Source organism: Bradyrhizobium sp. PMVTL-01 (assembly GCF_051861855.1).
Classification (GTDB): Bacteria; Pseudomonadota; Alphaproteobacteria; order Rhizobiales; family Xanthobacteraceae; genus Bradyrhizobium.
Map to the genome: position 1 here is coordinate 56,678 of NZ_CP193983.1, position 24,502 is coordinate 81,179.

The 24,502-nt window shown below is 62.5% G+C and carries 23 protein-coding genes; 9 read left to right on the plus strand and 14 right to left on the minus strand.

Annotated elements, in window-relative coordinates; all coding sequences use genetic code 11:
* Window positions 1–32: 32 nt before the first annotated feature.
* The 5 genes from ACRQ5Q_RS41185 to ACRQ5Q_RS41205 are packed head-to-tail and all read right to left on the minus strand — an operon-like array spanning window position 33 to window position 4,009.
* A complete protein-coding gene (locus tag ACRQ5Q_RS41185) occupies window positions 33–392 on the minus strand; it encodes a cupin domain-containing protein (protein WP_439400033.1) in 360 nt (119 codons plus the stop codon).
* 2 nt (window positions 393–394) lie between these two features.
* On the minus strand, window positions 395–1,408 hold the full coding sequence (locus tag ACRQ5Q_RS41190; protein ID WP_439400034.1) for a quinone oxidoreductase family protein: 1,014 nt from the start codon (window positions 1,406–1,408) through the stop codon (window positions 395–397).
* A gap of 18 nt (window positions 1,409–1,426) precedes the next feature.
* Window positions 1,427–2,332 (minus strand): 3-keto-5-aminohexanoate cleavage protein, encoded by a 906-nt coding sequence (locus ACRQ5Q_RS41195; protein WP_439400035.1) that lies wholly within the window; start codon window positions 2,330–2,332, stop codon window positions 1,427–1,429.
* Window positions 2,333–2,342: 10 nt separating this feature from the next.
* Window positions 2,343–3,098, minus strand: coding sequence for an SDR family NAD(P)-dependent oxidoreductase (locus ACRQ5Q_RS41200; RefSeq protein ID WP_439400036.1), 756 nt, complete (start codon window positions 3,096–3,098; stop codon window positions 2,343–2,345).
* Window positions 3,099–3,106: 8 nt separating this feature from the next.
* Entirely contained in the window at window positions 3,107–4,009 is a 903-nt protein-coding gene (locus tag ACRQ5Q_RS41205) for a dioxygenase (RefSeq protein ID WP_439400037.1), read from the minus strand.
* A 120-nt stretch (window positions 4,010–4,129) separates the two neighbouring features.
* On the opposite strand from ACRQ5Q_RS41205, the gene ACRQ5Q_RS41210 reads away from it, so the two are divergent.
* Window positions 4,130–5,149, plus strand: a complete 1,020-nt coding sequence (locus ACRQ5Q_RS41210; RefSeq protein ID WP_439400038.1) for a LacI family DNA-binding transcriptional regulator — start codon at window positions 4,130–4,132, stop codon at window positions 5,147–5,149.
* A 456-nt stretch (window positions 5,150–5,605) separates the two neighbouring features.
* Window positions 5,606–6,418: an alpha/beta fold hydrolase gene (locus ACRQ5Q_RS41215; protein ID WP_439400039.1), complete on the plus strand. Its 813-nt coding sequence runs from the start codon at window positions 5,606–5,608 to the stop codon at window positions 6,416–6,418.
* A 244-nt stretch (window positions 6,419–6,662) separates the two neighbouring features.
* On the opposite strand, the gene ACRQ5Q_RS41220 is transcribed toward ACRQ5Q_RS41215, so the two are convergent.
* Both ACRQ5Q_RS41220 and ACRQ5Q_RS41225 read right to left on the minus strand, forming a co-directional pair.
* Complete coding sequence (locus ACRQ5Q_RS41220) at window positions 6,663–6,824, minus strand: hypothetical protein (protein WP_439400040.1); 162 nt, start codon at window positions 6,822–6,824, stop codon at window positions 6,663–6,665.
* Between the two features lie 1,473 nt (window positions 6,825–8,297).
* A complete protein-coding gene (locus ACRQ5Q_RS41225; RefSeq protein ID WP_439400041.1) occupies window positions 8,298–8,573 on the minus strand; it encodes a hypothetical protein in 276 nt (91 codons plus the stop codon).
* Window positions 8,574–8,670: 97 nt separating this feature from the next.
* Here ACRQ5Q_RS41225 and ACRQ5Q_RS41230 point away from each other — a divergent pair, with 97 nt between their 5' ends.
* Window positions 8,671–8,934 (plus strand): hypothetical protein, encoded by a 264-nt coding sequence (locus tag ACRQ5Q_RS41230; protein WP_439400042.1) that lies wholly within the window; start codon window positions 8,671–8,673, stop codon window positions 8,932–8,934.
* A 548-nt stretch (window positions 8,935–9,482) separates the two neighbouring features.
* On the opposite strand, the gene ACRQ5Q_RS41235 is transcribed toward ACRQ5Q_RS41230, so the two are convergent.
* The 7 genes from ACRQ5Q_RS41235 to ACRQ5Q_RS41265 form a co-directional block, all read right to left on the minus strand.
* Entirely contained in the window at window positions 9,483–9,677 is a 195-nt protein-coding gene (locus ACRQ5Q_RS41235; protein ID WP_439400043.1) for a hypothetical protein, read from the minus strand.
* Between the two features lie 152 nt (window positions 9,678–9,829).
* Window positions 9,830–10,021, minus strand: a complete 192-nt coding sequence (locus ACRQ5Q_RS41240; protein WP_439400540.1) for a hypothetical protein — start codon at window positions 10,019–10,021, stop codon at window positions 9,830–9,832.
* A gap of 601 nt (window positions 10,022–10,622) precedes the next feature.
* Window positions 10,623–10,853: a hypothetical protein gene (locus tag ACRQ5Q_RS41245; RefSeq protein ID WP_439400044.1), complete on the minus strand. Its 231-nt coding sequence runs from the start codon at window positions 10,851–10,853 to the stop codon at window positions 10,623–10,625.
* 22 nt (window positions 10,854–10,875) lie between these two features.
* Window positions 10,876–12,027: a tyrosine-type recombinase/integrase gene (locus ACRQ5Q_RS41250; protein WP_439400045.1), complete on the minus strand. Its 1,152-nt coding sequence runs from the start codon at window positions 12,025–12,027 to the stop codon at window positions 10,876–10,878.
* Window positions 12,028–12,336: 309 nt separating this feature from the next.
* Window positions 12,337–12,882, minus strand: a complete 546-nt coding sequence (locus ACRQ5Q_RS41255; protein ID WP_439400046.1) for an SCO family protein — start codon at window positions 12,880–12,882, stop codon at window positions 12,337–12,339.
* Window positions 12,879–14,441, minus strand: coding sequence for a hypothetical protein (locus tag ACRQ5Q_RS41260; RefSeq protein ID WP_439400047.1), 1,563 nt, complete (start codon window positions 14,439–14,441; stop codon window positions 12,879–12,881). Before ACRQ5Q_RS41260 ends, ACRQ5Q_RS41255 begins: the two co-directional genes overlap by 4 nt.
* A gap of 271 nt (window positions 14,442–14,712) precedes the next feature.
* Entirely contained in the window at window positions 14,713–15,615 is a 903-nt protein-coding gene (locus ACRQ5Q_RS41265) for a LysR family transcriptional regulator (RefSeq protein ID WP_439400048.1), read from the minus strand.
* 130 nt (window positions 15,616–15,745) lie between these two features.
* Here ACRQ5Q_RS41265 and ACRQ5Q_RS41270 point away from each other — a divergent pair, with 130 nt between their 5' ends.
* The 6 genes from ACRQ5Q_RS41270 (at window position 15,746) to ACRQ5Q_RS41295 (ending at window position 24,471) form a co-directional block, all read left to right on the plus strand.
* Complete coding sequence (locus ACRQ5Q_RS41270) at window positions 15,746–16,525, plus strand: SDR family oxidoreductase (protein ID WP_439400049.1); 780 nt, start codon at window positions 15,746–15,748, stop codon at window positions 16,523–16,525.
* Window positions 16,526–16,562: 37 nt separating this feature from the next.
* On the plus strand, window positions 16,563–17,549 hold the full coding sequence (locus ACRQ5Q_RS41275; RefSeq protein WP_439400050.1) for a glutathione S-transferase family protein: 987 nt from the start codon (window positions 16,563–16,565) through the stop codon (window positions 17,547–17,549).
* Window positions 17,550–19,032: 1,483 nt separating this feature from the next.
* A complete protein-coding gene (locus tag ACRQ5Q_RS41280; protein ID WP_439400051.1) occupies window positions 19,033–20,496 on the plus strand; it encodes an FAD-binding oxidoreductase in 1,464 nt (487 codons plus the stop codon).
* Window position 20,497: 1 nt separating this feature from the next.
* Window positions 20,498–21,571: an ABC transporter substrate-binding protein gene (locus ACRQ5Q_RS41285; RefSeq protein ID WP_439400052.1), complete on the plus strand. Its 1,074-nt coding sequence runs from the start codon at window positions 20,498–20,500 to the stop codon at window positions 21,569–21,571.
* A gap of 26 nt (window positions 21,572–21,597) precedes the next feature.
* Complete coding sequence (locus ACRQ5Q_RS41290; protein WP_439400053.1) at window positions 21,598–22,698, plus strand: ABC transporter ATP-binding protein; 1,101 nt, start codon at window positions 21,598–21,600, stop codon at window positions 22,696–22,698.
* On the plus strand, window positions 22,699–24,471 hold the full coding sequence (locus ACRQ5Q_RS41295) for an ABC transporter permease subunit (RefSeq protein ID WP_439400054.1): 1,773 nt from the start codon (window positions 22,699–22,701) through the stop codon (window positions 24,469–24,471). It begins immediately after the preceding gene.
* The last annotated feature ends 31 nt before the right edge of the window (window positions 24,472–24,502 follow it).

The following is a 24,502-nucleotide window of genomic DNA, read 5'->3' on the forward strand; positions in this document are numbered from 1 at the left end:
CGGTTTCTCCCTGTCGTTATTTTGAATGTTGATTACAGACCCCGCTGACGCTCATCGGCCGTGAGCGGCATCACCAAGAGCACGGCCACCGGTGCGTCCGTCCTGTTGGTCAGCCGGCGGTTCTCGCCGCCGGCGATGCGGCAGGAGTCCCACTTGCCCAGCGTGATTTCGGTCTCGCCGTTCGAGACGTGGAGCGTCCCGTCAGGCGCGACGTACATCTTCTCCTGCGGCGATGAGGACAAGGTCGTCCCGCCGCCCGGGGCGATCACCGACACGCCGATCCAGAGGTCGGAGGAGGGGCCGGCCTCTCTGCCTTGCAGGCGGACCATCGCCATCTCGTGATGGCCCGGGGCGGTATATTCCGGCGCGTCGGCGAAGCGAACGACATGCATGATCAAGTCCCCGGACGAAGCACGATGCGGTCGCGTGACGATCCGATCACCGCGGCGTAGGCCGCCTTCGCGTCGGCCAGGGAATAGATGGCGTTGCCCGTGATCGGGAACGGGCGAAGAGAGCCGTCGGCGAAGCCGGACAGCACGCTGCGCAGGACGTCGGCGCTCTCGACCGAGGAGAAGGCGAGGGTGTCGATCCCGACATAGGTGTGCCGGCCCCGGTAGAACTCCAGGATGTTCAATTGCACGATCTTGTGGACGGCCGCGATCAGGATCTGCCGTCCGTCCTTCGCAAGGGAATGGTGGGCGTCGTCGAAATAGGGATCACCGACCGTGTTGAAGACGATATCGGCGCCCTTGCCGTCGGTCAGCTCGCGGACCCGTTTTGCGACGTCGGTCGTGGCCGAGTTGACGATCTCGACGGGAGCGTTGGCGTGGCCTTCATAGGCCTCGTCCTTGCGCACCACGCCGATCACCTTGGCGCCTCGCCAGGTCGCAAGCTGCACCGCTGCCTGCCCCACCTTGCCGTTGACGCCCATCACGAGGACATGCTCGCCGGGCTTCGGTCGGCCGGACCGGCGGAAGCCTTCGATGGCCGTCACGAACGGCACGCCCAGCCCGGCGGCTTCGTCCATCGAGATGCCGGCGGGCTTTTCGACCAGCGCGGCGGTTTCGACGACCAGATGCGACGCGTGCGTGCCGTCGCGGCGGATGCCGAGATCGCCGGAGGTGCCGAATACGGACTTGCCGACCCATTCGCTCGGACCGTCGATCACCCGTCCGGCGAAGTCGCGGCCCGGCGTCCGCGGAAACAGCGCGTAGGGCATCAGGCCGGTGGCGGCCTTCACGTCGGATGGATTGACGCCCGCGGCGTCGATGGCGACGATGACCTCGTTTGCTTGCCGGGACAGTGATTGCCGTTCGACGACGGGTTCGATCGACGCGGTGTCGGCGGCCTTGGTGTTGAGCCGCACGCTGGTGGCTTCGACGACGAGGTTCGCTTTCGCTCTGGTCATGACGGACACGGGCCGCTCCTATGCTGCGCTTTTGGCTGAAGGCGGCAGGCCCACGATGCGGCGTGCCTCCTCGACGGTCGCGATCGTGCCGCCGAGGTCCTCGACAATTCGGCGCGCCTTGGCGACCATCGCGGCATTGGAAACGGCGAGCCGACCGCGGGAGAGATAGACGGAGTCCTCGAGGCCGACCCGCACATGGCCGCCGGCGAGATAGGACTGTGCCACTGTCGTGAACGCGGCCTTGCCGATGCCGATGGCGGTGAACTCGGTGCCTTCGGGCAGCAAATTGCGCGCGTAGAGCACGGTCTCGGGAGAGGGCTGGAAGCCGTAGCGCACGCCCATGACGAAGGAGCACAGCACCGGCCCGCTCAGCATGCCGTCGGCGATGAGATCATGCATCAGCGCGATGTCGCCGGAATCGAACAACTCGATCTCCGGCTTGACACCGGCCTCGCTGATTACTTTCGCCATGCGACGGACGTTGCCGGGCGTATTGATCACGACCTCCCGGCCGGAATTCATGGTGTTGAGATCCAAAGTGCAGATGTCGGGTCGCAATGCGACGATGTGCTCGACCCGTTTCTCCGGCACCATCAGGGTCGTTCCCTCGGCGGCCACCTTCGGATCATCCTGCGACGGCACGAAGCGGCCGCCCGGACCGGTCGTGATGTTGAGGATGAGCTCCGGATTGCGCCCGCGGATGCGCTGCACGACGTCGACATAGTGGTCGAGCAGCATCGACGGGCGCCCGGTCAGGGGATCGCGCGCGTGGATATGGACGATGGCAGCGCCCGCATCCGCGGCGCCGAGGCAGGCATCGGCGATCTGTTGCGGCGTGATCGGCAGATGCGGCGTCTGTTCGGGCGTCGTGAGATTGCCGGTCACGGCGCAGGTGATGATGACCTTGTCGCGTGGAGTTCGCATGGGTTGTTCCTCAGAGCGAGCGGCCGCCGTCCACCACGAAGGTGGTGCCGGTGGCGAAGCGGAGCTGCGTGGCGCAGGCGACGATCGCTGAGGCAATGTCCTCGGCCGTGCCGATCCGCTTCAGCGGGGTGGTCGCTGCGGTCTTGGCGTTGAAGTCGGCGCCGCGCCCCGGAACGAAGCTGGTGTCGACCACGCCGGGAGCGACGGCGAGCACGCGCACCTCGGGTGCGAGCACGCGGGCCAGCGACTTGGTCATCACGTCGATGCCGGCCTTGGCCGCGCAATAGGCGATCGACGAGCCGATCCCGTTAGTGCCGGCAATGGACGAGATCGAGACGATCAGCCCGTCTCCGGAAGCCTTGAGCAGCGGGGCGAACGTGCGGATGGTCGCGAACTGTCCGCGCCAGTTGACCGCAAACATTCGGTCGATCAGCTCGTCGTCCAGCGCATCCAGATCGGCATGTGGTACCGGCTTGGTGAAGCCGGCGGCATTGACGAGAACGTCGAGCCGGCCGAAAAGGCGTTCGATCTCGGCGCGCAGTAGCTTCAAGGTATCGGTCCGCGACACGTCGGCGATCAGCGCCGCGTGGCCTTCTCCGGGCAGGGTTTGCACCACCTTCGCGGCCGCCGCGGCTTCCTCCGGAACATCGCGATGACTGATCGCGATGCGGGCGCCAAGCTCGGCAAATTTTCGGGCGGACACGGCGCCGATGCTGCCGCCGCCGCCGACGACGAGGACGACCTTGCCGTCCATGGACTGGTTCATGATTTCTCTCACTTGATCGGTGGTTTGGGAAGGATCGCCTCGCCGGCCTCCATGACGAAGCGGTAGTTCAGCGTGTACCAGGGCGCCTCGACGCGAGGTGCGGGACGCTCGCCCGCGTCATGGCGGCGATAGTCGCCGACCAGCGCGCGAGTGACGCCGAACACCACGTCGCTTTCGAGATGCTCGTCGTCATCGACGAAGACCTGCGTGATGAGGGTCTTGTAGCCGGGCTTGAAGCCGAGGAAGTGGATGTGCGCCGGACGGTAGGGATGCCTGTTCTGGGCACGCAGGAGATCGCCGACGGGGCCGTCGGTCGGGACCGGATAGCCGGCCGGCTTTACGGAGCGGAACGAGAATCGGCCTGCTTCATCGGTCGTGAACTTGCCGCGCAAATTCATGTCCGTCTGCGTGTCGTCCTGGTTCTCGTAGAGGCCGACCGGGGAGGATTGCCAGACGTCGATGTCGGCGCCCGCGACGGGCTCGCCTGCGACATCCACGACCTCGCAGCTCACGAACAGTTCGGGGCCGGGTGTCGTCGAGCGGACGATTGATCCGCCGTTCGCGGTCCGCGGCGAGTTGGCGCGCCAGAACGGGCCGAGCAGCGCCGCGGCGGTCTCGGTGGCGCCGGCATTTCCGTTGTTGAGGAGGCAGACGAGCGTCGAAAAGCCGATCGCGTCGGCAAACAGGATGCCCTCGTTGTGGCTGTCGTGGGTGGCCTGTCCGATCCGGTTGAGGAAGTCGACGCCGAGATCGTATTCCGCCTCGGTCAGCTTCACCTCGCGGGCGAAGGCGTGCATGTGCCGGACGAACGCCTCCATGACCGTGCGGAGCCTCGGGTTGTCCGCAGCCGACATCGCCTTGAGCACGTTGGGCGTCACGTCCTCGAGCGTCGCGATTATCCCTGTCTCCATCGCCTCACTCCTACATTTATTTCTTGCAATCGATTGCATACATATTGCAATCGATTGCAATCCGTCAAGTAGGGCGCTATCGTCATTTGCAAGAGCTGGCTAAATGTTGAAAATCGCTCAGTGAATCGACCTGTCGCTACCATCAAGCAGATCGCCGATGCGACCGGGGTGCACCCGTCCACGGTGTCGCGCGCGCTTGATCCTAAGAAGCGGCATCTCGTCGCCGATGACTTGGCGAAGCGGATTGCTTCGCGGGCGGAGGCTCTCGGCTACCAGCCTAACCGTTTGGCCGCGAACCTGCGCCTGGGCCGGTCCGATCTGGTTGGAGTGCTGCTGCCCGATATTGCCAACCCGGTGTTCGCGCCGATCCTCGGCGGCATCGCGGAGGTCCTGTCTGCGCAAGGCTATGCACCGATCGTTGCCGATGCCGGCAACGCATCGTCGCAACAAATCTCTTTTGTCGAGAGGCTGCTCAGCCAGCGCGTTGATGGTCTGATCCTCGCAACGGTTTCGCAGGATGATGAATTGGTCGGCTTCTGCATCGAGCGCGGCCTTCCAGTCATCCTGGTCAACCGCTCTGAAGCGCGCGATCGAGTCTCTTCGGTGGTCTCTGACGACGAGATGGGCATGCGCCTTGCGGTCGACCATCTTGTTGGTCTTGCACACAGGCACATCGCACATGTCGCCGGGCCGCCGTCCACATCGACCGGCGCGCTACGGCGCGACGGATTCGAGCGCGCGATGTCATCGCATGGATTGAGCGGTCTGATCCGCGAGGCCTCCGCCTACGGCCGCGAGGAAGGTGCGCAAGCGGCGACGCATCTGCTCAATTCCACGCGCGACATCACCGCAGTTGTAGCCGCCAACGATCTGCTCGCCCTCGGCGTCCTCGATGCGCTGAAGCAGCGGCGACTGCACTGCCCGGAAAATGTCTCGATCGTCGGTCACAACGACATGCCGCTGATGGACGTGGTCTCGCCGCCGCTCACCACGGTGCGGATCGAGCACAGGGAAATGGGCCGCATAGCCGCCAAGTTGCTCCTCGATGCAATCAAGAGCGGCTCGTCTGAGCGCCGGCACGTCGTGCTCCGCTCGGAACTCGTTGTCCGAGGATCGACCGCGAGCCTGCGAAACGTGTAGTCCTTTCCGCCAGCGATATTTTCGGCTGAAAAAGCCCGAAAACGATTGAAAATAAAGGGATTTTTCTGTTCTTGTCGGACGAGCGAAAGGCCCGGGCCGACCTGCTGGGCCCTAATAGGCCCTAGTTTCACATGGCGCTGGCGCGGCCCGATCCCGTCACCCGTCGTCCGGTTGCGCTGTGCGGGCTTCCTGTGGCCTTGCGCCTGCCGTCTGCCAGCGTCGTGCTGTTGCTGATGCGGAGCGCGAGAAGAGCGCCTGTGTCAATGGGTCAAGTTGAGCGTCTTATCGGCGCAGACGTTGATGCCGGAAGCATTCGCCGACTGGCCGTCGTCGAACGTTTTAGAGATCCCACTAGACGGCGCGCTGTGCGGCCTTCCTGCCGCGCGACAGTCCTCCCATCACGCGAGGCTCGTGGTAATGTTATGGATACGGACACGCCCACGAGCCGGGGCAGCCATGGTCGAATATCCTGCAAGGCGGATCGACTACCGGGAGCAAGGATCGGGGCCGACAATTCTTTTCGTGCCCGGCTCATGGAGTACGGGAGCACTGTGGCGCGGCGTGATCGCCCCGTTAGGAGATCGCTTTCGGGCGGTGACAACGAGCCTGCTCGGCTATGGCGACACCGATGAGAGCCGGACACCGGACGACCTTTCGATTGAACGGGAGATCGACGTCATCGAGGCGGTCATCCAGCGCACCAACAGCGCCGTCCACCTTGTGGGGCATTCGTGGGGTGCCACGGTATGCTTGGCGACCGTCCTCCGTGACCGGACCAAGGTCGCAAGCATGACCTTGATCGAGGCGACCCCGTTCAATCTGCTTCGCCACTCCGGCGATCTTGAGCTGTATGAACAAGCGCGCGCGGTGGCCGACTCTTATGTCCGCGCGTGTGACGACGGAAAGCTGCTGGCTGCGCGGAGCATCATCGACTTCTACGGCGGCGACGGCAGCTTTGATAGTTTCCCGGCCCGGACCCAGGACTACATTGTTGCCACTACGCCGACGAACCTTCTCGACTGGTCGTCGGCGTGGGATTTCGATGCGCCGCTTGCCGCCTATGCGGGCATCACTGCGCCAAGCCTCTTCGTGCGAGGGGAGCGCGGCCACCCAGTCGTTAAGCGCGTCGCCGAGGTGCTGACTAACGTAGTCTCCAGATCGTCACTGGTGACCGTTCCAGGGGCCAGTCATTTCATGCCCGCGACTCATGCGTCGGATGTCGCGAGGCTCATCCGTGAACACGTCGCGACGGTCGAGACGATGCGCTAAGCGTCGTTAACACTCGCCCGCTGGGGCTTTTCTCGTGCCTATCAGTCGTCAGGGGCTGGTGCTTGCCGCGATGTCGCGGTGACGATGGCGCGCGTTTGCGGAAACGCTCGCCGGGGGCGATACGCGGACGCACCAAGAACGGAACGGCTCCGCCGCTGCCGGGCTGGCTAGGCATGTGCGTCGGAGCCGCCTCGGCTTCCCGCGCATTCAGCATCCCGAGAGCGTGGCGACCATCCGCGCTGCGCTATGGAGTTTCGTCGCTTTGCGAATGAGCGGTGAGTGCCTTCCGCGCCTGTTGCTCGATAACTTTCACCGCTGCGTCGACCACCCGCTCGTGCTTGTCGTCGAGAGATTTGTCGCTCATCCAAACATACAGGTAGACCGCCAAAGCGTCCTGCAGGGTCATTGGCAGTTCCTCCTCGCAACAGCGTCCATAAGCCTTTCGGAATGATCCTGCTTTACGTACACCGACGCAATCAGTTGCAGCCCTTAAGTCGAGGTTAAGCTTGATTGCAGCAATGCGATTCAAATCTGTGCGCCCTGAGGAAAAGTCCCGCCATCTCCATCAAGGAAGACCGAGCCGAAGTGTCAGCCTGCTCTTGCTCGAAGACGTTCTGCTCGCCACGCAACAGGTGATGCTCAGCTTCCTCTAAATGTTGAAGTTAGCGGGACCGATTCCATTTTGGCTCCTCCGCTAAAGGCGGGAGCGCAATCGGTCTCTCAGCCACCGCCTACTGGCAAACTCTTGGCGGGTGATAGTGATAGAAACAAACCCTTGCGCGAAACGTTGCTAGACACTGGCCAGCATGTTTCTGAATGCTCACATTGCGCCTGATCGCGCCAGCTGACTACTCCGTCCGCGAAGACGGTCGGCCAATCGGCCGCATCAGGCTGGCCCACGAGCGCGCGCCCCCCGATACGTCACCGTGCCGCTGCCACGGCCCCCCGTTGGGTGATGCCCAGACGCTCGACGAGGCCAAGGGCCGGTTCAAGGTGGCTTGGGAGAGGTTCAAGGCGCAACGCAGTGCGGAGGAACAGGTGCGAGCCTATGAGGGCATAGGCCAGGCGAACCGACCGGGTCGATATGGGCGTGAACTCAGCTAGCCAAGACCCACCCTTGCACTGCAGGAAGCGCACACGAGGTTAATACAACAGGCGGTCGCACTACTTCGCTTCTGATTTCATGAGAGTAATGACTTCGCCGACGCGACCACAATGGTCACAAGTGAATACGTGCTCGATTGTCTTTTCTGCCGCGCGAAGCATCGACCGCGACCATGACATCGCAACATTACACTCCGAGCAAATCGGGGCGCTGAGTTGATCGATCGACCGCCTGAGTATTTCCATCTGGGACCCGCCTCCGCCGGAACATTTTCGGCGCGCCACGAACATACGGCAATAACTTGAGATAGCGTAACCGTGATGTTCCGCCCCTGAACAGAGCATTCAACCGCCGTTCATAGGAATTCCGGTCGCAAACAAAGCGGAGAATTACCCGGGCCAAATACATCCGAACGGGGCGGTCCCGGCGATCCCGCGCCGCCTCGGCTTTCCCAAAGTACCTTTGCAATTGATGGGCCCTGGCGCGCCTCGCGCGGGGCGGGGGGCAGTCGACCCACGCCGGCCATCACTTTCGCTCGACATAGGAGAGCACGCGCTGCCGATCCCAGCCGAGCTGCGAGATGGGTGCCTTAGGACTGCTCGTGGGCGGCACAAGAATGTGTTGGGCGCCGGCTTGAACTTGCCTGCCGGAGAGAACGCAAAATCTGGAGGGTTGATCGGCCCGTGCCGCGCTGATCTCTTCCACGCCCCAGACACAGGCCCGAACGCCCTTCTATGGGGAACGTCGCAGTTGCCAGATCGTTGGAGCCCTAGGTCACAAGGGTTGCTGCGCATGGACCTGCGAGAGGCGAACAGTCGTATCGCTCGGGCAGAAATGGCTGTCATGCTGCAGATCGTCGAGATCGACAAACTCCGGGTGGCGGGACGGGACACCATCATTGCTGAGCGTGCGTTGCTCGCTTTTGTCCAAAGCCTTGAGGGCATGCGCGAGCGTAGAGAACTGATCGCGCAAAGCAGCCGCTGCGTACGTGAAGCCGTTGGCTTCCAATTCAATTGGGAACCCTTCAACAAAAGGTTTATGAGTTGCCAATCACCGGCTGAGGCTCTGCCGGAGGCGTCGGCACGAACAGGGAGCCGTCTATGCCCGGAAACGAGAAGAGCTATTGCTTGGCTAGGAATATCGCCACATGTGGAACTGGATGATGCTCGGGCTGGAAAGCAACCGCGTGATCGGCCTACGGATGGCGAAGCTGATGCGCGGCGGCAAAGCCGCTCAACGTGAAGCCCATCGGATGGTGAGTGAAAAAATGTTTGCGGCGGCGAAGGCCGGTATAAGCCTGATGGCTGGAGCATCCGCAGACAAGATTGTTGCGCAGTATCGAAAGAAGGTGGCGGCCAACGCCAAACGGCTCAGCCGCAAGCAAACACGCCGCAGGCGAAAATTGCGCTGATCCTTCGACGGCAGGGCTTACTTGCTCTGCTCCTTGACCGCGCACCGCCGGTAGGCTTCGTACTCGTAGGGATCATCTTCGGTTGGCGGCGGGATCAGCTTCGACTAGCAGCAATCGTTGGTCGGCATGTTAGCTTGGAGGCGATTACTCCGGGTGAGCCGGGCCGGGCGGTCGTACCCAAGTGGGTTCTCTTGTGGGCGACGTGACGCTAGCCTCGCTCGCACGGCCAGCAGCCGCTGACCACGCTGCACCATGTCCGACCTTGCGGTGCACACTTCAGCAGACGCTCAAAGGGACAGAAGCGCTATTGCCGCGAGCACCGTGTTGAGGGCGCCGATCGCAATGATAGCGACCGTTACGATCCGGTCATGCCTCATCTTACTTCCCCAGCGCTAGAGAGCGGTATTTCAGCACAGTAGCTGACGGGAAAAAGGGGCGAATGCCTGACCTTTAGCGAGAGCGCTACAAATCAGAACTGATCCTGCACGCGCCGATATGTCGGATGCTTCGCGTTCTTCACCCACTCAAAGGGTAGTAGGGCGAACGGCTCAGGCTGAACGGGAATTTCCCTGCGGATGGTGCTTGAAGAAGAGATCAAGCTTCACAGGTTCGCCGGTATCTCTCCAGAACAATCTTTTGCCCATGCTGCCCGCCACCGCCAGGCGATGGTGGCCCCCGAGCAGAATATGATCATCCGTTGCTATGGCGATGACTTCGCCCGTTTCATCAACGATGACTTTCATGCGGCGCCTCCAATGCAGCGCGCGTCCGTCAGCGCAGCGCGATGATGCGCCAAAAGTAAACCTTATGTCGGTCTCCGAGTTCCAACCATGAAGATCACGGCTTGCGTAAGCGACTCTGCGCAGCGCATTTGTGTCCGAGTTGGTACCAAGGCTCAAAAACTGCGAACATCCTCACACGGCGTGACCTGATGCTCGTCGCTGGTGAGCTGCTCCGGCCCGACTTTTACGGTGACCTTGTCGAGTTTGCCGCTGAAGGAAATCCTGAAACCCATTATGTGGCCGATCATCTGATCAAACGTGCCCGAAACTCCATAGCCTTGGTTGTCGGTCATGATCAGCAACACGTTCGGCGCACCTTTGGGCGGCACCACGCGGGCAGGCCAATATGGTTTCAAGCACTAAAACGGGGAGTGCCCAATACGCGGGTTATCCTGCTAATTGCGTCGTAAGATCCGGGGTCCTAGTCACACGAAGCCATGAGCTTCGCAGAATTGAACCCGCAATTGATCCTCGCCTGAGCGGCCTTATTAGGCAGGACTTATTCGATCGGAATAACCCGAACAATCTGCGATCGGATTGGCCCAGCCCACCTGCTCTGAGCGAAGCACCGCAACAGCCTCTTCTCGCGCGGGCTGAGTATCGGAGCCCGCAACGCCAATGGTCGTTGCAGCACGTCGGTCAAGGCACGAGGACCGCCGCGAGAGCCATCGCCAGAGGGAGCAACCCGAGCCCGATCACGCCAGCGGTATAGGCCTTCTCGCTTTGGAGTAGCTGACTTGGGTGACGCATGGCCAAGCCTCCCTCGCCGAGGGTCAGGGCAAGATCATGGACCTATGAAGCGCTATTTGCCAGAACTTTGCAACCGTGTTGCGCCGCGAAAAGGCCCCGCCGGCGAGGTGCTGGCCGGGCTGCTTAAGTTCGAAACTGTTGCGGATTTGCGCTGGATCACGCCGCCAGCCGTACTTTCACCTCTACGGCTTTGCCGGTAGCCTCACTGATAATCCGCCGCAGCTCCGCCGTTACGCCATTTAGCACCGCGCGCTTTTCCTTCATCCGCTTGGAATGATTGTAGACCTTGCCGGTGACAGTCGGCACGATCACGTCCCCCTTCTTGCTGACAGCATGGTCAAGGCATTTTACGATAGCTGCGTCATCGAAGCCGAGGTCACCGGCCAATGTCGCGGCCGTCCGGCGCAGATCATGCGGCGTGAACGGCTTGAGACCAAGTAGCTCGCAGAGACCCGCAGTTTTCGTCTTGTCCTTGTTCTTCTCGTTCTTGGTGCCACGCAGCGCGTCGCGCCATCGCCTTGCGGTGGATTGGCTGGCCCTTATACATCGAGCTCTCGAACACAAACTGCTGATCATCCGAGGTGAGTGCCTCCTTGATGATCTCGACGGCCAGATCGGACAACGGCTGCTGGATCACCCGCCGCTTCTTGACACGCTTGAGAGGAACGTCGAAGCGCGGATGCTTGCCGTCGAGGTCGAACAGCTCATCCCGATGTGCGCTGAGCAGTTCACGTGAGCGCAGCATGGTGACCAGCTCGAACTTGAGCGCCAGCCGCGTCCGGCGGTCATAGGGGAGATCTTCCCGGTCCAGACCATGCCAGAAGATCCTGATCTCGTCCTCGGAGAGGACGCGGGTGCGGGGATGCTCGGGGTCGAGTTTGGGCAGATTGACGCAGGGGCTGGCCGTCACATAGTCGCGGCCGGCCTCGGCTGCCCAGTTGAACAGGCCCGAGGCTGCCTTGCGCATATGGCGCGCGTTGCTGACGGAGGCCTTGCCGAACTTGCCTGCGACGATGTCGTTCGAGAGTGTCGCGATGTCGTGCTTGGTGACCTCCATCGCCAGCTTACTGCCGAGGCGGGGGCGGACGAAACGGTCGAGGTGGCTGGCCGTGTTCTCCCAGCTTTCCAGCCGGGGGCGCATCTCGCCGTCCGGTTTCTTGACCGGCGGCTTCATCCAGCTGATGCGTTCGTCAATGATCTCGGCGACGGTCTTGCCGCGTTTCACCTTCGCCGTCTTCTGGTTGCGGAAGGTCTCGGCGAGCGCGTCGCCGCCCATGGCCTTGAGGCCGTAGACTTTGCTGCCGGCGTCCTCGACCGTGAAGGTCTCCGGATTGTAGACGCCCAGCCAGCCGGTGCGCTGCTTGCCGGTCTGCTTGTCGGTGAACTTGAAGGAGAAGGTCGCGACGCCGGCCGTGGTGATGCTGACGTACAGGCCAGGACACTTGCGGTCGTAGAGCTTGGTTCGCCTGGCGACCCTTTTTTCACACAGGCGGTCGGTCAGGATGACGCTGCTGTTCCGGCCCCGCTTGCCGGCGGGGGAGGGGACAGTGGTAGTATCCATGTGGTTTCGGCTCCTAAGGCTTGGGACCATAGGGCTCGGCTTTGGGGCTTTCAGTTGTCGTGCGGACGCTGAAAGGCTTAGGGCCGGGCCCTTGTTTTGGTGAAGTCCGCTGAAACAGCCCGCATCAGGGTAGTCGAAAAGCACTTGTTTTGAAGGGTTTTCTTAGTTTCGGCGTGTTTCACCGAATGCCAAAATATAGACGTGTGGTCCTGACACATCCTCCATTGCTCAAGGCCTGAACTCGGCTCGTGATCTCAACAGATTGTGCCGCGCCTACGCAGCGCGCCTCCGGCAAAAAGGAGAGGCGGGTCAAGTTGTCTTGACTGAACGGGCTTCGCAAGACGAGCTATTGGCTTCTAAAAGCAGTTCTAGGCGGACAGCAATTTCTTCCGCAGAAAGCGCATCTGTGAAGTGACAAACGAAACGGCCGCGGGGATCCATAACATAGGTTATCGCGGTGTGCGGAACCGCGTACTCGCCGTCCGCGGCGGGATCTCTTTGCGCAAAGACACGGAATGCTTTCTTGGCACGATCAACCTGCTCGCGCGAGCCGGTCAGCCCGGTAAAGCGGGGATACAACTGCAGGAATGATCGCATGGCGTCCGGCGTGTCGCGTTCCGGATCGACAGTGACATAGATCGGTCGAATTCGGTCGGCGAGTGGACCAAGCGAATCCAGCACGGCGGACAGTTTCGCAAGCGCACGGGGACACACCACGCGGCAGTGGGTGAAACCGAAAAAGATCAGAACATAGTGCCCGCGATACGTTTCGTCAGAAACGTTGCGACCGTCGTGGTCAATCAGGCGAAACGAGCCGCCGATCGGCGTCAGCGGCGAAATTTCGACGCTTGTCATCTGAAGTTCTCTTCGCCGAGTCCAAAACTCATTGCGCACAAATGTGCAAAAGCCTCCGGACAATGAAGCACGACGTCGCCACCTTCGATTTCAATTCGAACGGCTCCCGCAATATTCACGTCGGTTGCCGAGCCGTGTGCGATTTCCACCCCATCACAGGCCAGCGACCACGGACCGCGAGCCAGCGCCTTTGCGATCCGCACTATACCGCTACCGCGAATATCGCGCCGGCGTTCGACGGCAAAGTTTAGCCTGTTGTTCTTTGAATCAAATATCGCACGGCTGATGTCGACATCCGATCCGACAGCGACAATGGCCGGCTCTTCAAAGTGCGTCGACTCCCAGCGCTCATTATACAGATGCCAAAGCCCGTCCGGGATATTGAGCCGAGCGTACCCCAACAGCACGTTTCCAGACATCGGTTCGACCAACGTCCGGATCCCGTCTGCGTTCTCGACCATATCGTTACGTAGATAGTACAATCCACCGTCGAGCCAGGTCGGAGCCATGTAGCGATCGGCGTGCGCCAGCAGGCCGCGTAGCGTTTCGGCATCTCCCATTTCCGACGCCCATGCAGTAACCCAACCGAAATCGCAATCGTCGGTGATGATACGCTGACCCATGACTTCCGGCCGTACCGGCACATTGATCGAAAGCGCGCCATCGTCGCCGGGTTTCAGAAAGTCGCGGATCTGCCTCGGATAATGCTCATGGACAAATTCGCGGTTCCACATGTTGAGCAAGGCACCCGTCCACGCATCAACCCACGGCGCTTTGCCGACATTCTGACGCACCGCCTTGGTGTCCTGGGCCATCATGATGTGATAGTGGCCGTTGTCGCCGATGCGGCCGAAATCCTTCCACGCCTGCTCATAGCTCCGCGTCACCTCCTCGGCGATCGATCCGCCGTTGATCAGATCATGCATGCGGAAGCCGAGAATGGCGGGCTGATTGCAGATCTGAAATACGCAGTTCGGCTCGCAGGCGACGCCGAGGTAGCCAGACTGAACCATCTGCCAGTAGATGTGATTGTTCAGCGAATTCTGGTCGTACGCGAAGCGTTTCTCGTCGCCTCCCCAGAAATAAGACCAGAAACGGAAAGTCAGCGCGCCGGGCTGCGCGTAGCGATTGTCGCCAAAGAGATAATTATACAATAGCGCCATCGATTGTACGTAGGCGCTGTACATGATGTTGTCGTGGCCGACCGGATTCCATTCCTCCCGATAATTGGCCGAGAGATGGGCATTGAAAATGCTCCCACCGCGGCTAACGTCGCGCCAATATATCCACACTTCCGGCAAAAGAATCTTTTCGATCAGCCGCTCGAAGATCGGCTTGAACAGACCGGGCGCCGCCGGCAGTCGGTGCTTATGGGTCAGCGCCAGGGCAAAGGCCATGTAGGCAAGTTGGAAGCGGAAGCCGCCGAAATCCTCCTGCCCGTACCCCTTGCCTTTCATCAATTCCCATTGATTGGGCAGTTGACGGGAGAGATTGTCGAAATGCCTGATATGACCGACCTGCAAACGGTCCAGCCCTTCCAGCGCATAGGGGTTGCTCATGGATTCCTCCCGGTACCGCTCGTTGCTGAAATCTTACATCGCCACCACGAGCATTGCATCGCGATCTTGCAGGAAACTCGTGGCCTCCGCTGCCCGGTCAGGCGGAAAGGTCGCCGTGACTGCCGGCGTGACAGGGCCGCGCGTACAACGCTAGCGACTCACTCTTATTGGTGGCGTTGACTGCAGGCAGCGACAGCATGAACGTGCCGGTTGATGCAGCGAGGGACATAAACCGTCACCTTCCCGATGCAGCTCGCGCGCCGCACGGTCCCTAGTCCCATGGCGGCGTGCCGCGAAACGCCTCGGCCAGAAAATCCACCATCACGCGCACCTTGGCGCTGAGGTGGCGGCGGCTGGGATAGACCGCCAGCACGTCGGTTTCAGGCATGCGGTAGCCGGTCAACAGGGGCACCAGCCGTTTCCGCCGCAAATCCTCGCCGATCAGGAAGGTCGGCTGCCGGACAATGCCAAGTCCGGCCAGCGCCGCTGCGCGGGCAGTATCACCATTGTTGGTGCGCATGACGTGGCGCACGGCGACGGAATGCTCGTTGCCTGCACTGTCCAGCAACCGCCACTCGTCAACTGACTCCGAATAGACATAGGCAATGCAGCCATGATCCTTGAGGTCCTCGGGGCTCAGCGGCGCGCCGTGGCGCGCGACGTAGTCGGGGGAAGCGCAGATCAGGTGGCGCGTGGTCGCGAGCTTGCGACCGACAAGGGCCGGCGATCCGCCGCGCGAGATGCGGACGGCCAGATCATACCCCTCCTCGACGAGATCGACGACCCGGTCGACCAGGCTGACATCCAGCTCGATATCCGGATAGAGCGCGCAAAAGCGCGGCCAGAGCGGCGCCAGATGGCGAATGCCGAAACTCAACGGCGCGTTGACCCGTAGCCGTCCGCGCGGCTGCATCGTGGCGGTGGACGCGATTGCTTCGGCTTCGGCCACGTCCTCGAGGATGGCGAGCGCCCGGTCGTGCAACATCTTTCCGGTTTCGGTCAGCGACAGGCGCCTCGACGTGCGGTGGAGCAGGCGGGCGCCGAGCATCTCCTCCAGTTCGTTGACGTACCGGGTGACATTCGCCGGCGAGGTGTCGAGCTTGTCCGCGGCACGGGTGAAGCTGCCTTGGCCTACGACAGCGGCGAAAACTGCGAAAGCCCGCAACCGGTCCATGTCTCGCCTCGCATCATTCATAAAAACTGAATGATATAACCAATTTCTGTGTCTTCTTTCAATTATGTGTCGAGTTTACCTATGATCCATGAGGCCGCGATTGGCGCAGCCGCAAACGGGAAAAACGTACATGACACAGCAGCAAACAGGGCGCCTTCAGAACAAGGTCGCCATTGTCACGGGCGCCAGCTCCGGCATCGGCCGCGCGACCGCCAAGCTCTTCGCAGCTGAAGGTGCCAAGATCGTCGTCGGCGCACGGCGAGAATCCGAACTTGCGAGCCTCGTGGACGAAATCAAGGCGAGCGGCGGTACGGCCGTGGCACTCGCCGGTGACGTGCGCTCCGAAGCCTATGCCCAGGCCCTCGTCGCGCTGGCCGTCAAGACATTCGGCAGGCTCGACATCGCCTTCAACAATGCCGGCACGCTCGGCGAAGGCGGGCCCTCGACAGGCGTTTCCGAGGCCGGCTGGAACGATGCCATCGCCATCAATCTCACCGGCTCGTTCCTCGGCGCCAAGCATCAGATCGCCGAGATGGTCAAGCATGGCGGCGGATCGGTGATCTTCACCTCGACCTTTGTCGGCCACACTTCCTCATTTCCCGGCGTCGCCGCCTATGCCGCAAGCAAGTCGGGCCTGATCGGACTGACGCAGACACTGGCCGCCGAGTTCGGCCCGCAGAATGTCAGGGTCAACGCGATCCTGCCGGGCGCGGTCGACACCGACATGTATCGTGAGATGAACGACACCCCCGACAAGACGGCGTTCATCACCAATCTTCACGCCCTGAAGCGCGTCGGGCGGCCGGAGGAAGTCGCGCGGTCGGTCCTCTATCTGGCATCCGACGACTCCACCTTTGTCACGGGTACCGCGTCGTTGATCGACGGCGGCCTTTCCATCACCCGCACCTGAGCGGGACGCCAACACACAGGGCAACGAGGAGGCTGAAATGGGACTGCTGGTCGAAGGTCAATGGCGCGACGTCTGGTACGACACCGCGTCGACGCGTGGGCGCTTCGTGCGCAAGGATGCAGCCTTTCGCAACTGGATCACGGCCGACGGCAGCGCCGGCCCGAGCGGGGCGGCCGGCTTCAAGGCCGAAGCCGGCCGCTACCATCTCTACGTCAGTCTCGCCTGCCCGTGGGCCCATCGCACGCTGATCATGCGCGCGCTCAAAGGCCTCGAGGACATGATTTCCGTCTCGGTGGCGCACTGGCTGATGTTCGAGAACGGCTGGACCTTCGGGGACGGCCCGGGCGTCGTCCCCGACAGCGTCTGCCATGCGCGGTTTCTACATCAGATCTACAGCGCAGCCGACCCGTGCTACACTGGCCGCGTGACCGTTCCCGTGCTCTGGGACAAGCATGGGCGCACGATCGTCAGCAACGAATCCTCGGAAATCATCCGGATGCTGAATTCGGCATTCGACGCGATCGGCGCGAAATTCGGCGACTATTACTCGCAAGCGCTACGCCCCAATATCGACGCGGTCAACGCCCGCATCTACGACACGCTGAACAACGGCGTCTACAAGGCCGGCTTCGCGACGACCCAGGAAGCGTATGAGGAAGCCGTCGTCCCGCTGTTCGATACGCTCGACTGGCTCGAGCAACGGCTTGCCGACCGCAGGTTTCTGTTCGGCGACAGCCTGACCGAAGCCGACATCCGCCTGTTCACCACGCTGATCCGCTTCGACGCGGTCTATGTCGGGCATTTCAAGTGCAACATCCGCCGCATTGCCGATTATCCCAACCTGTCGGCCTATACGCGCGACATGTACCAATGGCCCGGCATCGCCGCGACCGTGAATTTCGAGCATATCCGGCGGCACTATTACGAGAGCCACCGCTCGATCAATCCGACGGGGATCGTACCCGTCGGGCCTCTGCTTGACTTCACCGCGCCGCACGGGCGCGAGCACTTGGCTGCCGTATGACACTGCCATCGCAGCACCGGCAGTCATCCCGGACCGCGGCTTGATTGAAGTCAGCGGCGTTCCCTGGACACACATTTTGGCGGCTGCAACCCGGGAGAATCGACCCACCGCTCGGCTTCATCATTAGTTATCGGGAATGGCTCATGCGTCTTGCGGCCGAGGAATTTATCAGGAGCCGACTGCTTGAGAACTTTGGCCGCTCGGGCCGCCGCCTCCCGCATAATCGCGCTCTGCTCGGCGAGCTCGAATTCGCGCGTGGTGCAAAAATGGGGATGCTCGGCCAGGGTAGCGCTCCCTGGTTGTGCAGGTGGGAGCGCGATCGGTCTCTCAGCCACCGACGCCTACGGGCAGAGCCACGGCCGGTGAAGACCGGTAAACTCCCACGGGTCCCTTACGGGTTTGCTGAGCATACTCGGCCTCGACGGCCCCGAGCAGGGCGGCAAGGCGGAAATATGTCCACGCCAGCGCGAGAGTAGCGGTTGACGCGCTCGACATAGCGGGCCGATCCATCGGGCCTGCCGCGCCAGCTGAACAGCAGCACGGCGCTGTTGTGCTGGCGCAGAACGTGGCCGGCGCCCTTACCGAAATACTTGCTCATTGCGTGGCGCTTCATGGCCGCGCCTCCAGCTTCGCCAGCTCCGACTCGTCCATTCCCGGAGAGCGTCCGGGACGGAGACGTTCCTATTGTAGGCGAGGAGAGATGCGGCGGGCGTGAACAGCTTCACACTTGTTGGTTTGAGGCGGGTTGGAGCTGCACAGGTCGGGAGCTTCATGGCTGCCTTCACTGCATGACTCCTTCCCGGCAAACGAGAACACCGGAGGCGTCACGTCTGCGCCGCGTAATGACCGCGGCAACGATGCGACGATGACGAAGGCGACGACAATGGCCCAGAGACCTTCTGCGCTGATACTCACGCCCTCCGTTGCGTAGACGGAATCCGGCGAGGAGAAGTGGAAGGCGCCCAGCGGGGTCGCCCGAGGGAAGCGCCGTTCGGAATGGGCAACGCCATGAACGCGTATGCCGCCTCGATGCCGATCGGCGCGGCCTGCGCAGGCTGCCGCTGCGAGCCGTGGTCGATGTTCGGCGAAGCCAACTTTGCCGGCGGCACTGCTTGGAGTGGGGAAGGGGGGTAGCGGGCCCCGCCACCAACTGTACGATTTTGCACGCCAAGCTTCAAATTTCCACGATTTGCACTGCTGACGGCAGCAGCTTGCGCTTCAAGAGTGTATCCCGTTGATGAACGAAGCAAGCCCAGCTGTCGATAGTGGGACTGGCGCCAGGACTTGAGAAGTACTCTCGGGCCGGAGACCGCTGCGCAAGCGATGAAATCTTCAGACCTGCTCTCTCTTGGCTCCGTAGGAGTTGCTTGACTCGCCGTCTCGCGAAATTCATAGTTACCATACTGCAATTGAAATAATCGGAATGCGATTATTTGCAGTCCGCGACCGGGGCCACTGTCGGCCCGCCCGGGAGGCAGGTTCGATGGCTCTGATCGAGGCATTCAAGCGGTTGCTCGGCGACGCGGCGGTGCTGACGCGCGAGGAGGATCTTGCCGCATTCACCGAGGATTGGCGCGGCCGCTATCGGGCGCCGGCACTTTGCGCAGTGCTGCCCTCGACAACCGAGCAGGTCGCCGCAGTCGTTCGCCTCTGTGTCGAGAGCGGCGTACCGGTGCTGCCGCAGGGCGGCAACACCAGCCTGTGCGGCGGCGCAACGCCGTCCGATCAAGGCGAGCGTCCGGTCATCGTCCTATTGACGCGCATGCGGAGGATCCGCGCGATCGATCCGGCCAATAATACCATGGTCGTCGATGCCGGCTGCGTGCTCGCCACCATTCGGGAAGCGGCCGCGGCCGAAGGGCGGCTCTATCCCGTCAGCCTTGGCGCCGAGGGCTCCTGCCAGATTGGCGGCAACATCGCGACCAATGCCGGGGGCACCGGCGTGCTGCGCTACGGCAACACGCGAGAGAACGTGCTCGGCCTCGAAGTCGTGATGCCGGACGGCTCGGTCTGGGACGGGCTCTACGCTTTGCGCAAGAACAACACGGGCTACGACCTCAAGCATCTCTTCATCGGCTCGGAAGGCACGCTCGGCATCGTTACCGGGGCGGTGCTGAAGCTGCATCCGCTGCCGACGGCGGAAGCCGTTGCGTGGCTCGCGGTCGAGAATCCGCAGCGGGCGCTCGACGTGCTCGGCCTGTTCCAGGCGACGTCGAATTCGCGCCTTTCCGCCTTCGAGATGATGAATGCGGAACAGGTTCGGCTCGTGCTTGAACAGGTGCCGGGCCGTCGCTGTCCGCTCGCCCAGATCGATACCTGGCACGTGCTGGTCGAGCTCTCCGACACCGGTGATGCCGGGGCGTTGGCTGCGGCCATGCAAGGCGTGCTCGAGCAGGCGCTTGCGGCCGGCATGATCCGTGACGGCGTCATCGCCGCGAGCGAGGCGCAGCGCAAGGCGATGTGGCTGTTGCGGCACAGCGTGTCCGAGGCCAACAAGAAGGCGGGCGTTGGCCTCACGTCGGATTGCGCGGTGCCGGTCTCAGCGGTGCCCGCGTTCATCGACCTAGCGATGGCGTCGGTACGCGCCATCGTGGCCGATGTTCGGTTCGTGATCGTCGGCCATCTCGGCGACGGCAACGTCCACTTCATTCCGTTTTTCAGCTTTGCGCAATGGGACGCTCTGCCGGATCGCGACGCCATCGCGCAGCACATCCGCCGCGCCATGAACGACGCGGCAAGCTCGCTGCGAGGCACCTTCAGTGCTGAGCACGGGGTCGGTCGGACGCTGACCGGCGAGATGAGCCGCTACAAGCCTCAGCCAGAGCTCGCTTTGATGTGCGCGGTGAAGCAGGCGTTCGATCCGAAGGGCCTGTTCAATCCCGGCCGCGTCCTGCCGCCATCACCAGGTGCCTCGCCATCCATCGCAACATTGCAAAGAGGGGACTGACATGAACCATCTTCCGAAGATCATCACCTCCCGCCGCCTTCTGCTGCTTGGCGCCGTCGCACTGGCCGCGCCCGCCGTCTGGTCTCCGTCCCGCGCCGCGGGCAAGCGCATCGTGGTGCGCGACGATGGCGGCATCTACACCAAGGCCTACGGCGCGGTGTTCTACCGTCCCTTCACCGAGGCGACGGGAATCGAGGTCGTCGGCGTGCAGGCCAATGCCGAGCCGGTCGCCCAGATCAAAACCATGGTCGACACCAAGAACTACACCTGGGACATGGCCAAGATCAGCTGGCCCGCGATCCTGCTGCTGACCACCGGCAGCAAGCAATATCTTGAGAAGCATGGCCTCGAGGCCGAGCCGGTCATCAAGTCGATTCCCGCCGAATTCATGTCGCCCTATGGCGTCGGCACCAACGTCTACACCACGGTGCTCGCCTATCGCACCGATGCCTTCAAGGGCCGCAAGGCGCCGCAATCCTGGGCCGACTTCTGGAACGTGAACGAATTTCCGGGCCGCCGCGCCGTCCGCAAGCACCCCTTCGACACGATCGAGGAGGCGCTGATGGGGGCGGGCACGCCGTCGGCGCAGGTCTACCCTTGCGACCTCGACAAGGCGTTCGCCTCGCTCGACAAGATCAAGCCATCGGTCGCGGTATGGTGGACGAGCGGAGCGCAGGTCGAGCAGATGCTGACCTCGGGCGAGATCGACCTGTTGCCGACCTGGGTGTCCCGTCCGCAGGCGGCCCAGGCGGCCGGCGCGCCGGTCGAGATCGTCTGGAACCAGGGCATCTGGGGCGGCGACAACTGGTCCATCCTCGCCGGCACGCCGAACGCGGATGCATGTCGCGAGTTCATCAAGTTCGCCTCCGACCCGAAGCGCCAGGCAGCGCTGACGGAGTACTTCCCGGCCGGGCTGACGCAGCCGGAGGCCTTCAATTTCGTCAAGCCGGAAATCGCCAAGAATTGTCCGACCTATCCGGACAACATCAAGGTCGGCCTTAAGATCGATGCGAAATTCTGGCTCGACAATCAGGCCGCGGTCATCGAGCGATTCAACAGCTGGGTCCTGTCCTAAACCGTCTTGCCTGATTGGAGCAGCCCATGGTCTCGTCGAGCCTGCGCATCCTAGGACTGTCCAAGCGCTATGGCGACTTCGTCGCCCTGGCGCCGACCAGTCTCGACGTCGCCAAGGGCGAATTTCTCACGCTGCTCGGCCCCTCCGGCTCGGGCAAGACGACGCTGCTTAGCTTGATCGCCGGGCTCGCGCATCCCGATGAGGGCCAGATCCTCGTCGACGATGCCGAGGTGACGCACAGCCCCGCCTATGCGCGTGACATCGGCGTGGTGTTCCAGAACTACGCGCTGTTTCCTCACATGACCGTCGAAGACAACATCGCCTTTCCCCTGAAGATGCGAAAGGTGAGCGAAGCCGAGGCGCGCCGGCGCACCATGGAAGCGCTGGAGACGGTGCGGCTGCCGCATGTTGCAAAACGCTATCCGCGCGAGCTCTCCGGGGGCCAGCAGCAGCGCATTGCGCTCGCGCGCTGCATCGTCTACCGGCCCGCGATCATCCTGATGGATGAGCCGCTGGGCGCGCTCGACAAGAAGCTGCGCGACCAGATGCAGCTCGAGATCAAGCGCATCCATCGCGAGCTTCGCACCACCATCATCTACGTTACCCACGATCAGGAAGAGGCGATGACAATGTCGGATCGCATTTGCCTGATGAATGCGGGCGCGATCGAGCAGCTCGGCACGCCGGGGGATCTCTACTTCCGTCCGCGTTCGGTGTTCGTCGCAGACTTTCTCGGCGAGTCGAACCTGCTCAGCGCCACCGTGCGCGACGTCGATGCGGAAGGACTCGGCATCGTGCTGGCCGACCAGGCCGCGCCCTCGCGTGCTGTCGGCAATGGCTCCAGATTCACTGCCGGCGAGCCCATCAAGATCATGGTCCGGCCGCAGAACCTGCATGTCGGGACCGTCGCCGCGGATAGCGGCGGGCTCACCGGCCGGCTGGTCGACGTGATGATCAGCGGCAGCCTGACGCGGCTCTACATCGCGCCGGAGACCTCGGGCATGCCGCAGCTCGTCGCGGCCTATCCAACCCGCTCGGGATCTCCGCCCCATGAGATCGGGCAGCTCGTTTCGCTCGGCTGGAACCCGGCGGATGCGGTCGCGATCCGGGACGGCGGAGGGCATTGAATGGGGCCGGCCAAGCAGCGCGCGCTGCCGCAGAGGCAGATCTGGAGCTGGGCCGCCATGGGCGGCCCGCTCGCGCTGCTGCTCGTGCTGTTCCTGGTCTATCCAGTCGGCCAACTGCTGCTGCTCAGCATCCACGACGACAGGGGCTTCACGCTGGCGCAGTATCGCCAGCTCTTCGCCTCCTCGGTCTATGTCGACGTTCTTCTCATCACCTTGAAGATTTCGCTGGTCACGACGCTGGTCTGCGTCGTCACTGGCTATCCCATCGCCTACCTGATCTCGATGGTCGGCAAGGAGCGCAAGGCGACGCTGCTGTTCTGGGTCCTATTGTCGTTCTGGACCAGCTTTCTCGTGCGCGCCTTCGCCTGGATCGTGCTGCTCGGCCGTAACGGCGTCATCAACAAGCTGTTGTTGTCGCTCGGCATCATTTCGAGTCCGGCAAGCCTGCTCTATAATTTTGGCAGCGTGCTGGTCGGCATGGTAAATGCGCTGCTGCCGCTCGCCGTGCTGACCATGCTCTCAGTCATGGAGAACATCGATCGCAATCTGCCGCGCGCAGCGGCAACGCTCGGCGCTAGGCCCGGCATGGCGTTCTGGAAAATCTACTTTCCGCTGTCGCTGCCCGGCGTGGCGGCGGCCGGCATCATGGTGTTCGTCACCGCGATCGGCTTCTTCATCGTGCCGGCGCTGCTCGGCGGCCGGCGCGAGACCATGATCACGCAGCTCATCATCGATCAGATCCAGCAGACCATGAACTGGGGCTTTGCCGGCGCGATCTCGGTGCTGTTGCTGTGTGCCGTGCTGATCGTCTTTGCCGCCTATGATCGGCTGCTCGGCCTGTCGATGATGCCGGGCGCCGCATCGGCACGCAAGTCCAAGCCGTCGCACCTCGCGGGGCCGTTCGCGAAAGCCGGCGACGCGCTCCTGACGATGCTCGGCGCGATTTCGGACGCCGTCATCTCGCTTGTGCCGTCGCGCAAGCGAGACCGCAATCCGGATCAGCCGGGCCTCGGCTTGCAGGTTTTCGCCTGGACCATGGTCCTCGTCATCAGTCTGCCGACGATCCTGATGATCCCGCTGTCCTTCGGCAAAGGCGGCCTCAACTGGCCACCCCAGGGCTTCACGCTGCATTGGTACGAGACAGTGCTGGCTTCGACAGTGTGGACGCAAGCGCTGCTGCGTTCGCTGATGGTCGGCATCGGCACAGGCCTGCTTGCGATGCTGATCGGCACGCCGGCGGCGTTCCTGCTCGTGCGCAGCAACGTTCCGGGGAAGGGGGCCTGGCTAGCCTTCATCCTGTCGCCGATCGTCGTGCCGCGCATGATCATCGCGGTCGGTCTTTTCTATATGTTCGCGAATATCGGCCTCGTCGGCAGTGCCTTCGGGCTGATCCTCGGCCACACCGTCGTCGCGGTGCCCTATGTCGTGATGACCATGATGGCCGTGCTGCGCAACTACGATACGCGACTCGATCATGCCGCCTCGAGCCTCGGTGCGCGGCCGTTCGCCACGCTGCGCCACATCACCTTTCCGATCCTCGGCGCGGGCATGATGTCGTCGTTCCTGTTTGCATTCGCCACCTCCTTCGACGAGCTGACTATCGCGCTGTTTGCGACCGGCGGTCTCAATGCCACGCTGCCGAAGCAGTTCTGGGACGAGGTGACGCTCCAGGTCTCGCCCGTGATCGCTGCCGTCTCGACCTGCCTGTTCATCTTCATGGGGCTCTTGATATTCACTGCCGAACGCCTGCGTCGGCGCGCTGCCGCACGATAGCCGTTCCACTCTGGAATAGAGGTTCTCTCAC

What these genes read in the sequence shown, in the direction of transcription:
- ACRQ5Q_RS41185 (WP_439400033.1), bottom strand. Translation starts at nt 392, where the DNA reads ATGCATGTCGTTCGCTTCGCCGACGCGCCGGAATATACCGCCCCGGGC.
- ACRQ5Q_RS41190 (WP_439400034.1), bottom strand. Translation starts at nt 1,408, where the DNA reads ATGACCAGAGCGAAAGCGAACCTCGTCGTCGAAGCCACCAGCGTGCGG.
- ACRQ5Q_RS41195 (WP_439400035.1), bottom strand. Translation starts at nt 2,332, where the DNA reads ATGCGAACTCCACGCGACAAGGTCATCATCACCTGCGCCGTGACCGGC.
- ACRQ5Q_RS41200 (WP_439400036.1), bottom strand. Translation starts at nt 3,098, where the DNA reads ATGAACCAGTCCATGGACGGCAAGGTCGTCCTCGTCGTCGGCGGCGGC.
- ACRQ5Q_RS41205 (WP_439400037.1), bottom strand. Translation starts at nt 4,009, where the DNA reads ATGGAGACAGGGATAATCGCGACGCTCGAGGACGTGACGCCCAACGTG.
- ACRQ5Q_RS41215 (WP_439400039.1), top strand. Translation starts at nt 5,606, where the DNA reads ATGGTCGAATATCCTGCAAGGCGGATCGACTACCGGGAGCAAGGATCG.
- ACRQ5Q_RS41220 (WP_439400040.1), bottom strand. Translation starts at nt 6,824, where the DNA reads ATGACCCTGCAGGACGCTTTGGCGGTCTACCTGTATGTTTGGATGAGC.
- ACRQ5Q_RS41230 (WP_439400042.1), top strand. Translation starts at nt 8,671, where the DNA reads ATGTGGAACTGGATGATGCTCGGGCTGGAAAGCAACCGCGTGATCGGC.
- ACRQ5Q_RS41235 (WP_439400043.1), bottom strand. Translation starts at nt 9,677, where the DNA reads ATGAAAGTCATCGTTGATGAAACGGGCGAAGTCATCGCCATAGCAACG.
- ACRQ5Q_RS41250 (WP_439400045.1), bottom strand. Translation starts at nt 12,027, where the DNA reads ATGGATACTACCACTGTCCCCTCCCCCGCCGGCAAGCGGGGCCGGAAC.
- ACRQ5Q_RS41255 (WP_439400046.1), bottom strand. Translation starts at nt 12,882, where the DNA reads ATGACAAGCGTCGAAATTTCGCCGCTGACGCCGATCGGCGGCTCGTTT.
- ACRQ5Q_RS41260 (WP_439400047.1), bottom strand. Translation starts at nt 14,441, where the DNA reads ATGAGCAACCCCTATGCGCTGGAAGGGCTGGACCGTTTGCAGGTCGGT.
- ACRQ5Q_RS41265 (WP_439400048.1), bottom strand. Translation starts at nt 15,615, where the DNA reads ATGGACCGGTTGCGGGCTTTCGCAGTTTTCGCCGCTGTCGTAGGCCAA.
- ACRQ5Q_RS41270 (WP_439400049.1), top strand. Translation starts at nt 15,746, where the DNA reads ATGACACAGCAGCAAACAGGGCGCCTTCAGAACAAGGTCGCCATTGTC.
- ACRQ5Q_RS41275 (WP_439400050.1), top strand. Translation starts at nt 16,563, where the DNA reads ATGGGACTGCTGGTCGAAGGTCAATGGCGCGACGTCTGGTACGACACC.
- ACRQ5Q_RS41280 (WP_439400051.1), top strand. Translation starts at nt 19,033, where the DNA reads ATGGCTCTGATCGAGGCATTCAAGCGGTTGCTCGGCGACGCGGCGGTG.
- ACRQ5Q_RS41285 (WP_439400052.1), top strand. Translation starts at nt 20,498, where the DNA reads ATGAACCATCTTCCGAAGATCATCACCTCCCGCCGCCTTCTGCTGCTT.
- ACRQ5Q_RS41290 (WP_439400053.1), top strand. Translation starts at nt 21,598, where the DNA reads ATGGTCTCGTCGAGCCTGCGCATCCTAGGACTGTCCAAGCGCTATGGC.
- ACRQ5Q_RS41295 (WP_439400054.1), top strand. Translation starts at nt 22,699, where the DNA reads ATGGGGCCGGCCAAGCAGCGCGCGCTGCCGCAGAGGCAGATCTGGAGC.